This window comes from Amycolatopsis sp. NPDC003865 (assembly GCF_053605345.1).
In genome coordinates this window covers 1-8,011 of record NZ_JBSGJA010000051.1, presented here as the reverse complement: position 1 = coordinate 8,011, position 8,011 = coordinate 1, and the positions used below count along the sequence as shown (strand labels likewise).

General features: G+C 68.2%; 9 protein-coding genes and 1 pseudogene. 3 read left to right on the top strand and 7 right to left on the bottom strand.

Translation table 11 applies throughout. The annotated features are described in order from the left end of the window. Positions 1-147: 147 nt before the first annotated feature. The 5 genes from ACWEVP_RS50205 to ACWEVP_RS50185 form a co-directional block, all read right to left on the bottom strand. On the bottom strand, positions 148-831 hold the full coding sequence (locus ACWEVP_RS50205) for a Crp/Fnr family transcriptional regulator (RefSeq protein ID WP_452069706.1): 684 nt from the start codon (positions 829-831) through the stop codon (positions 148-150). A gap of 236 nt (positions 832-1,067) precedes the next feature. After that, positions 1,068-1,592, bottom strand: a complete 525-nt coding sequence (locus ACWEVP_RS50200) for an RNA polymerase sigma factor (RefSeq protein WP_452069705.1) — start codon at positions 1,590-1,592, stop codon at positions 1,068-1,070. A gap of 57 nt (positions 1,593-1,649) precedes the next feature. Further along, a complete protein-coding gene (locus tag ACWEVP_RS50195) occupies positions 1,650-1,856 on the bottom strand; it encodes a hypothetical protein (protein ID WP_452069704.1) in 207 nt (68 codons plus the stop codon). A 149-nt stretch (positions 1,857-2,005) separates the two neighbouring features. Further along, positions 2,006-2,869, bottom strand: coding sequence for a hypothetical protein (locus ACWEVP_RS50190; RefSeq protein WP_452069703.1), 864 nt, complete (start codon positions 2,867-2,869; stop codon positions 2,006-2,008). A gap of 53 nt (positions 2,870-2,922) precedes the next feature. Continuing rightward, positions 2,923-3,366, bottom strand: coding sequence for a hypothetical protein (locus ACWEVP_RS50185; protein WP_452069702.1), 444 nt, complete (start codon positions 3,364-3,366; stop codon positions 2,923-2,925). 343 nt (positions 3,367-3,709) lie between these two features. On the opposite strand from ACWEVP_RS50185, the gene ACWEVP_RS50180 reads away from it, so the two are divergent. Then, a complete protein-coding gene (locus tag ACWEVP_RS50180) occupies positions 3,710-4,099 on the top strand; it encodes a hypothetical protein (protein WP_452069701.1) in 390 nt (129 codons plus the stop codon). After that, positions 4,099-4,440, top strand: coding sequence for a hypothetical protein (locus ACWEVP_RS50175; protein ID WP_452069700.1), 342 nt, complete (start codon positions 4,099-4,101; stop codon positions 4,438-4,440). Before ACWEVP_RS50180 ends, ACWEVP_RS50175 begins: the two co-directional genes overlap by 1 nt. 432 nt (positions 4,441-4,872) lie before the next feature. Here the strand turns inward: ACWEVP_RS50175 and ACWEVP_RS50170 are convergent, their stop codons facing one another. Next, complete coding sequence (locus ACWEVP_RS50170) at positions 4,873-6,138, bottom strand: ApeA N-terminal domain 1-containing protein (RefSeq protein ID WP_452069699.1); 1,266 nt, start codon at positions 6,136-6,138, stop codon at positions 4,873-4,875. Between the two features lie 332 nt (positions 6,139-6,470). Continuing rightward, entirely contained in the window at positions 6,471-7,892 is a 1,422-nt protein-coding gene (locus ACWEVP_RS50165) for a sigma factor-like helix-turn-helix DNA-binding protein (protein WP_452069698.1), read from the bottom strand. 23 nt (positions 7,893-7,915) lie between these two features. Between ACWEVP_RS50165 and ACWEVP_RS50160 the strand changes: the two are divergent. Continuing rightward, a pseudogene (locus ACWEVP_RS50160) lies at positions 7,916-8,011 on the top strand (ABC transporter permease); the annotation flags it as partial.

Here is an 8,011-nt window from a genome sequence, read left to right as displayed (position 1 = left end):
CAACTCGCTACGACAAGCTTGCCATCGTCTACCGGGCCGCGGTCCTCCTCCACGCCGTGATCACCTGGACCAAAGCATTGTCAGACACGCCCTAGACGTCGCCGACTACGTAGGTCCCGGAGGTCGCAATGCTGCTTCCGTATCCGACTACGAGCGGGCGAAGGCGCGCAGGACGCGCGGCTCGCGGATGAGGATCCGGCGGCGGCCGGTCTCGATGATCCCCCGCTCCCGCAGGAGGCGCAGGGCTCGCGCGACCGTGCGCCGGGCGGCGCCGACCTGCCCGGCGATGTCTTCCTGCGACAGCGCGGCCTCGATGACCACGCCCTCCGGGACGCGCCGGCCGTGTTGCTCAGCCAGTCGGACCAGCTGTACGGCCACGCGGCGGCTGACGTCGAAGGCTGCGGAATCAATACGTGCTGACTCGGCAGCACGCAGCCGCACGGCGACAGTCTTGATCGTCGCGAGGGCGATGGCGGGCCGGGCCTGCAGTACGTCGACGAACTCCGCGCCGGTCAGCTGGAAGACGGTGCAGGGTTCGATCGCGCGCACCGACGCCGACCGCGTCCGCCCGGTGACCGCGGCGAGGTCGCCGAGCACCTCGCCGGGGCCGCGCAGGCCGAAGAGCACCTCGCGGCCATCCTCGATGATCGTGGAGACGCGCACCCAGCCGGAAACCAGCACGTGCACGTGGTCGGACGGATCACCCTCCATGACCACGACGTCGTTCGCCCGGAACCTACGGCGAGTGCCCCGGGTGAGCAAGTACTCGCGATCGACGTCCGTCAGGTAGGCCAGGAGCGCCCCATGGTGTGGCCTGGTGGCAGTCGCCACCGCGCTTGTCTCCTGAGCCGAATCCCCGTAGTGCACGCGCCCGGGCACCCTGCGGCGAGGAACGGCTGCCGATGCCTGCGAAGGCTCTACCGCCGGCTCGCCGGCTCGCGATGCTCCTGCCCGGCTCTTCACCCGCGTGAGCATGGCCTCGACGTCCGTGCGAGCGCTCAGTTCGCGGCCTAGCTCGGCGTCGGCCTGCCGCAGGATTGCCTCCGCCTCGGCGTGTTCGTTGTCAGTCACGGCAGACCGCCTTCCGACCTCAACTTTATGGCAACGTCGGCAAGGCCGTAACGTCTGTGCGAGCGGACGGTCGCCTCACTGATCCTCAGCTCCTCGGCGATCTCCGAGTCTTCAAGGCCTCCCAGCCAGGCAGATAACACTGCCCGCCGTCTGGGGGACAACCCGGACAAAAGCTGAGTGATCCTCGCTTTCGACTCCTGCTGGATGATTGGATCTTCATCGTAGTGCCGGAACGCTGGATTCTGGCGCTCGATGTCGTCGGGCAAGACAGCGAACTGCCGCTTGGTGATGGTCAAGGCGTGACCCCGTGCGGTTGCCCGGATCCAACCTCTCGGATTCCCGATCTCTGCCCAGCGTACGTACAGGGTCAGCATGGCTTCCTCGACTGCTTCCGTCGCGCTGTCCGGGCTGAAACCGCATCGAACGAGGTGCTGGACCTCTGCGAGCACGTGCGCGCGGAAGAACGCGTCGAACGCCTCGTCATGTGACACCGCAGGTCTCACCTCCTCGGCCTCGTCCACTAATCAGTCCACCATCGAGAGTCGCCTCGTTACGGAATCACCGATCACAGTCCGAACTCAGCGTCGCCGGGTGTAGGCAACGACGAGTGCCAAGACGACAAGCACGCCTGCGGCGATGGCGACCACCGCAACCGACTGGGTCGTGACGTCAAGGCTGGTCAGCGCCGCGATGATCGCGTTGCAGACGATGACGGGGGTGCTGTTGTTGTCGCCGGGGCCCGGGTCCTGCGGAGTACGGTCTCCGCTGTTCAGTTCGAGGCTCATGGAGTGCTAGATGCGAAATCGCGAGTTCTGTGCAATCGCGCGGTGCACCTGCTGCCCCCGGGGTGCTGGCTAACCCGATCCGCTGCGCTGGCGGCTCACCCATCGCGAGGGCCTGCAGCTCACGACCCGCGACAAGGTCGGCATGCCGGTCACGGGGTAGCCGGGCCGCGGTCCGAGCTGGTGTCGTCCGCTGTCGATTCGGCGGTGAGCTTGAACGCGTAGGGCGAGGTTGACTCGTCGCCGATGAGCCGGCGGAACTCGATATCGACAGCGGCGAGGAACTCCAGCTCGTCTTCGGCGCCGGGTGGTGGCGGCTGGTCGGGGGTGCCTGCGCTGTTGAAGAGCAGGTTGGTCCAGCGGTTCTCGGCCACGGACCAGACGGCCAGATGGGTTGGAGCGAACAGCACCCACACCGCGTCGACGCTGTCGGGCAGCTCGGTGAGCGGCTCGAGGTGATGCGCGACGAAGGTGTCGACGACTTCGGCGTACATGTGGTCGAGCACGTGGGCGATGAGCACGACGATGCGCGCGCGATCCGGAGCGGACTTGCGGCGCAGCTGCTCGGCGGCGGCCCCGATCATGTCGCGGCCCAGGCCGGCGACGATGTCGTTCGCCGACACGACCTGCGTCATCCTGGTCGTCACGCGCGGTTCCTGCCCGCGGGCCAGATCGCGGTCGATGGCAGCGTCGAATGCCCTGAGCGTCCCGGGCAGCGACTTCACTTCGACGTCCGCGAACCGGGCGTCACCGCGACCGGTCAGCGCCGGCCACCATTCGGCGGGAAGGACGCCGAGGTCGAACACCAGGTCCGGCCCGCCGTCCACGTCGATCTCGGCCGGGGGCCCGCCGAGAAACGCCGAAGTGAGCACTACGGCCAGGTGCTCACCGGAGCGCACCTTCAACCCGGACGCCTTATCAACGCCGAGCTCGTCGATCACGGCGGCGACCGCAGCCCACACGGTTCGGTACGACACCGCTACGACATGGCTGCCCACTGGGCTCTTGTCCGTCATCACTGCAGCCTGCCATCACATCGTCCGGTCCAGGCGGCCTTTGCCGCTTGTCGTTACGCCCGCCCGAGCTTGCCCTGGAGATCGGCCAGCCGCTCGTCGCCGTAGTCGTCGGACGCGATCCGCCACGCAATCGCGACGACCTCGCTGACCCACAGCCGGCCGGCGGTCTGCATCCGAAGCATGCCGCCGATCGCGTCGGCAACGGGCAAATCCACAGGTTCGAGTGCCTCCAGTACGCGCATCGCGAGCACCACGGACGCTTGCGGAGGTGTCGACGCCTCGCTGAGGCGGCTTCCGAGATGGCGAGCGGCCTCGCACAGGGCGCCCCAGCGCGTCGCCCGAGCCGGGTCGGGCTCGTCGGCTGACTCGGCGTTGGCGCCGAGAATCAGCGGCCGCAGTGCCTCCGGCGGACACAGACCGTCGGCGTCTTGTGTCCAGGGCAGCATGGCCAGCAGTGCGCATAGCCGCTCGCGGTCATCGAGGTTCGGTGCGGTCACGTCTCGTTCCTCCCGTCGTGGGGGCAAGCCGTGTTCGACCATCCCGACGGCTGTCCCACCAGCGGCTTCTCCTGTGGCGAACGGCGTCGAGTACAGCGCGCCGAGCCCAGTCCGATCGGCATGCCACGCCGCCAGTGCAGGCAGTTCCACTCGGACGTCGGCATCACTTGTCCCGGCGCACACGCACCGTGAGGTCGTGCGGCTCCTGCTGGCCGGCGTGGGTGGCTCGGTAGATCTCCAAGGCCGGCGCAGTCGGGCGGTGTCGAGCAGCAGGTGGACGCATAGCCCTCTCTATGCAGAACGCGCCTCCTCCTGTATAGAGAGGGCTATGCAAACTGTCTCCGTGGTCGACCGGGTCGATGCCCTCGCGCAGCACGCCGGCGGTCTGTTCAACCCGCCCCACAACGTCGTCGACCGCGGCAAGCGCGCCGCGCTGATGCGCGACATGGCAGAGCGCGGGTGGCGGGGGCCGCCGCTGCTGGTCAACGACGAGAACGCGCTCACCGGGTCCCACCGGATCGCTGCGGTGGCCGAGTTGTGGAACAGCAAGCGCATCGACGTCCCGATCCGGCACGTGGAGGTTGCTGATCTGTGCGCGGAGTTCGACATCGACTGGGCCGCCCTGGTGGAACGTTGGGTCGCCGATTCCGGTGATCTGGTTGACCTGGTGGCTCTCCTGATCGAGCTGCTGCCCGCCGCGGTTGTGGACTACCTCGGAATGGACCTCCACTGATGACCGCCGACACCGCGCACGGGATCCCCGCGGGCGCCTACAGCGTCGAAGAACACGAGGTTCAGGGCGTGCTGGCCGCGCTGGTCGGCGACCGGGACGGCGACGACCCGTCCTCGTGGTTCGCCCACCTGAGCAGCCGGCGCGCCCTGCTCCTGGCGGTCGCCAGCCGGGTGGCCGATATGACGGCGCAAACCGCGGACGAGATCTACCAGGACATGGGAGCCGACAGGTCCTACAGCAAGCTCGGAGCAGCGTTGAATCTCTCGCGGTCCCGTGCCCAGCAACTGGTCGAGCGCGCCGCCCGCGTCAACGTCGGCAGCGACTCGCGCGCAACCACTTAGACGACGACTTCAGGTGCGGACCGGTTCGCCGGGTGGCCGGAATGCGTCGAGTCGAACCCTGGATGCCGCTCGCCCTGTCCGCCGACACTCATCCTCGTGGGAGTTGGACGTCTGCCCGACGGCGTTCGCTGTCGCCAGGGTCGTTCTTCCAGGAGATCGGTAGAACACGTCGCACTGGGCGCAGGGGGCCTCAGCAGCGCGTACGTCGTCACTGGCGGGGACAGCCGAGCTGGTGCGGAGCACCCACGGCTGGTTCCCCGAACTCGCTGCCGTAGGTCGAATCGTGCTGGTCGGGAGAGGCGGCCAGCGGACACCCTGCTCGTTGACTCTGACCCAGAATCCGCGGCCAGCCACGACACCTGATTGGCTGGAGCGGTTGCGGACGTTCTGGGCACACTCCAGCTGCCGAACGGCGGCGCTGAATTCCTGACCTCAGAAATGGCGGCGGATCTGCGTACGCAGGAAGGCGAACCGCGGTGCCGTGGTCGTCAGATGGGTGTAGACGTCGGCGGGCGCGTTGGCCTCGACGAGCAAATTGAGGACGAACAGCCAATAGGCCGCGTCGGACATCTCGTGCAGCTCGGCAGCGCTCTGGTGCAGGGGCACGGGGTCGCCGTGGCCGATGTTGTTGCGCAGGGCCACCATGCGCTTGGCCCAGCGCTCGACCGCGTCGCCGGCTCCCACCAGCGACGCGAACGACGCCCCGGCGTTGCCGGCAAGCCGTTTTAGGCGTTCGCGCAGAGAGCTGCCACCCCCGTGTTGCTGCTTGTCGAGACCTTCGAGCGCCGCTACTCGGGTGAAGAACGAGTCCTGCACGGTCGGTGCCGTGTCGTAGAGCGGCCGGATGATCTGGCGGGTGAGGGCGCGGTGATTGCGCACCGCTTCAAGGAGGCGCCGCAGCCCGTCCCCACCGCCCAACTGGCCGAAAGTGAACGCCGCCCGATCGCTGATCAACTGCTTGCGGTTCGGGTCCGCCTGAGCCCGCCACTGCTCGTGCAGTCCGACAGCCACCCGCCGAGACTCGCCTGGCATCAGCAGGTCGGGGTGGCTGAACGTGACGTCCTCGAACGCGACAACGCGGTCAGCGGCGATCGTGACCACGTCCAGCAGGTCGAATGCGTGCTCCAAGGCTGCATCCAGCTCGACCGGTGTGTCGAATTCGAATTGCGGCGTGGTGGTGTTCCGGAGCTCGAGCAGCCCCACCCCCTTCGAGAGGGCGAGCCTGTGAATCAGGTTGAGCCGGGCGCCGCTGCCCAAGTCGATGTGCTCGCTGTGTTCCTTGACGAGTGGGATGGTGCCGCTCGCCAGCTGCTCGGGCTTGAAGTTCAGCGCGGGCACGCCGTCCAGCATCCAGAGCATCAGGTCGCTGATCTGGGTGACCAGCCGGTCCGTCGCGACCGCCTCACCGCTCTCGTAGTACGCGCCGTTCAGCAGCGTGCCCACCGCGAACCGCTGGCGCCGCTGGAAGAGGTTCAGGAACTCCAGGCGGCAGTCATCCAGGGTCAAGCCGCCATGGATGCTTTCACCCAGAATGCGACTGTAGTCCGGACGCGGGCTGTCGAGGTCGTCGATGCCTTCGAAGCTGTCAAGCAGCGTCAGCGAGCCACCTGCCGTGGGGGAGAAGGTCACCCACCCCGCGATCTTGCGGTCTGGTTTGGCGGGCAACCAGAACTGTCCGTCCAACTGCACCTCTGCCATCGCTGCCTCTCCGATCAGGCCGTGCCGAGCAGAACCGGCAAGCATAACGCTGCCCGGGTGCCCCCTCGCGGCCGCCCCGTGCGGACGACAACATGCGTGTCTGGACGAGCTCAAGTCGCCACTGGGCGCAAAGAAATGCTGCTTGCTTCGGCCCGCCCGCGCGACGATCTCACCTGGCGCGAGAGCCTGCAGCCCTGTGAGCTCTTCTTCCATTGGTCGAAAGGGAGAACGATCGTGGTCGAGGCCGGTGACCTGGCCACGTGGGCGTCAGCGCTCGTCGCCGCCGGGGCCGCCTGTTTCGCCTGGTGGCAGACTCGCGGTTTCCGGGCTCGTTACGCCGTTCTGGCCTGGTGGTCGGCCACGAGCAGCGGCCAGGCCTGGAGGGTCTGGTTGCTCTTGTCGACGATGGTGATCGGCCGGCCGAAGGCCATGTTCTCGGGCAGGGCGTGTCCGGGGGCGCGGATGGTGAGCTCGTGCACCCGGGGTGAGGTGAACATGGCCAGGACGGCGGCGCCGGCGTTGGTGACGTCGCGGACGGGCTCGCTTTCGATCAGGCGCAGCTGGTTGATGACCAGCTGGCTGGAGAACGCGCGGCGGCCGCCGTTGACCGTGCCGACGTCGACCAGGACCCGCAGGTTCAGCCGGTCGACGTGGCGGGCGTTGTTGGCCGCCAGGGCCCGCTGGATCCGCATGGTCAACGACGCGACGTAGCCGGGAGCCCAGGCGCCCCGGGGTTGCAGCACCAGCACGGCGTGCCCGGCCGGAAGGAGCTCGGCCGGACCGGGCAGGACATCGGCCACGATCTCGAGCAGCCTGGCCTGAGCGGCCTCACGCTGGCGCTTGGGGCGCTGACGCAGGCGCGCGATGTCGAAGGCGATCACAATCATCTCCGGGTGGGTCTCGGCGAAGGCGCCGGGGCCGTCCGGTTCGGAGGCGGCGATCGTGGCGAGCAGCTCGAGCATGTCCTTGATCGTCTCCGGGCTCAGCTGCAGCCGGACGGCCAGGGAACTGCGCGCCTGGTGCAGGCTGACGCGGGCGCTGTTGGCCGTGATGCCCAACTGCCGGGCGATGTCGCAGGGCGCGAGCCCGCCGTAGACGTTGTAGTTAAGCACTTCACGCTGCCGTGGCGGCAAGGTCCGGATCGCGTTCTCCACGATCGAGTGCTGCTCGGCCGCCGGTTGCGGATCCGCGATGATCGCCGCGGTCCGGCTGCGCAGGTCCCACTCGGTGTTCTGGATCAGGCGCAGCGCGTGGTTGCGAGCCTCGGCGACCTGCTTGGAGCGCACGTTGAGCTGGGCGGCCACTTCCTGGGGCCGGAATCCCGCGGCCAGGTGATGCAGGATGGCCACCTCGCGCTCGGTGAGGCCGTCGGCGAGATGTTCCAGGAGTCCGGTATCCCGCCACGGCCCCGAGCGCTCGTAGGCCAGCGGCCCGCAGCCGACCCGCTCGAGGTCGGCGTTCAGCCCGACGGCAACCTCGCGCGAGTTCACCGTGCGCATGATGTGCCGCTTGGCCACCGAGGTGAGCCAGGCCACCACCTGGGACGGATCGCTGATGGTGTGGGACTTGCGGCTCAGCTCGTGGTAGGCAACCAGGATCGCATCGTCGTGCAGTTGCAGCGCCCAGCCCAGCCCCCGCAGGTTCGAGGTCACCCGCTCCCACGTGAGCGCCATGATCCGGCGCAGCACCAGGTCGCTGCCCTCGACCGCACGCACCAGCTCGCTCAGCGTCAACGCGGAGATCTCCTCCGGCACGGCGGCGCGGGCCTCACTCGAGGCTCCTCGGCGTCGGGCTGACCGTGAACCCGCTGAAGCTGCTGGCGATGGCGGTCGTGCTCGTGCTCGGGTCGGCGTTCTTCTGCTGCCTGTCCATC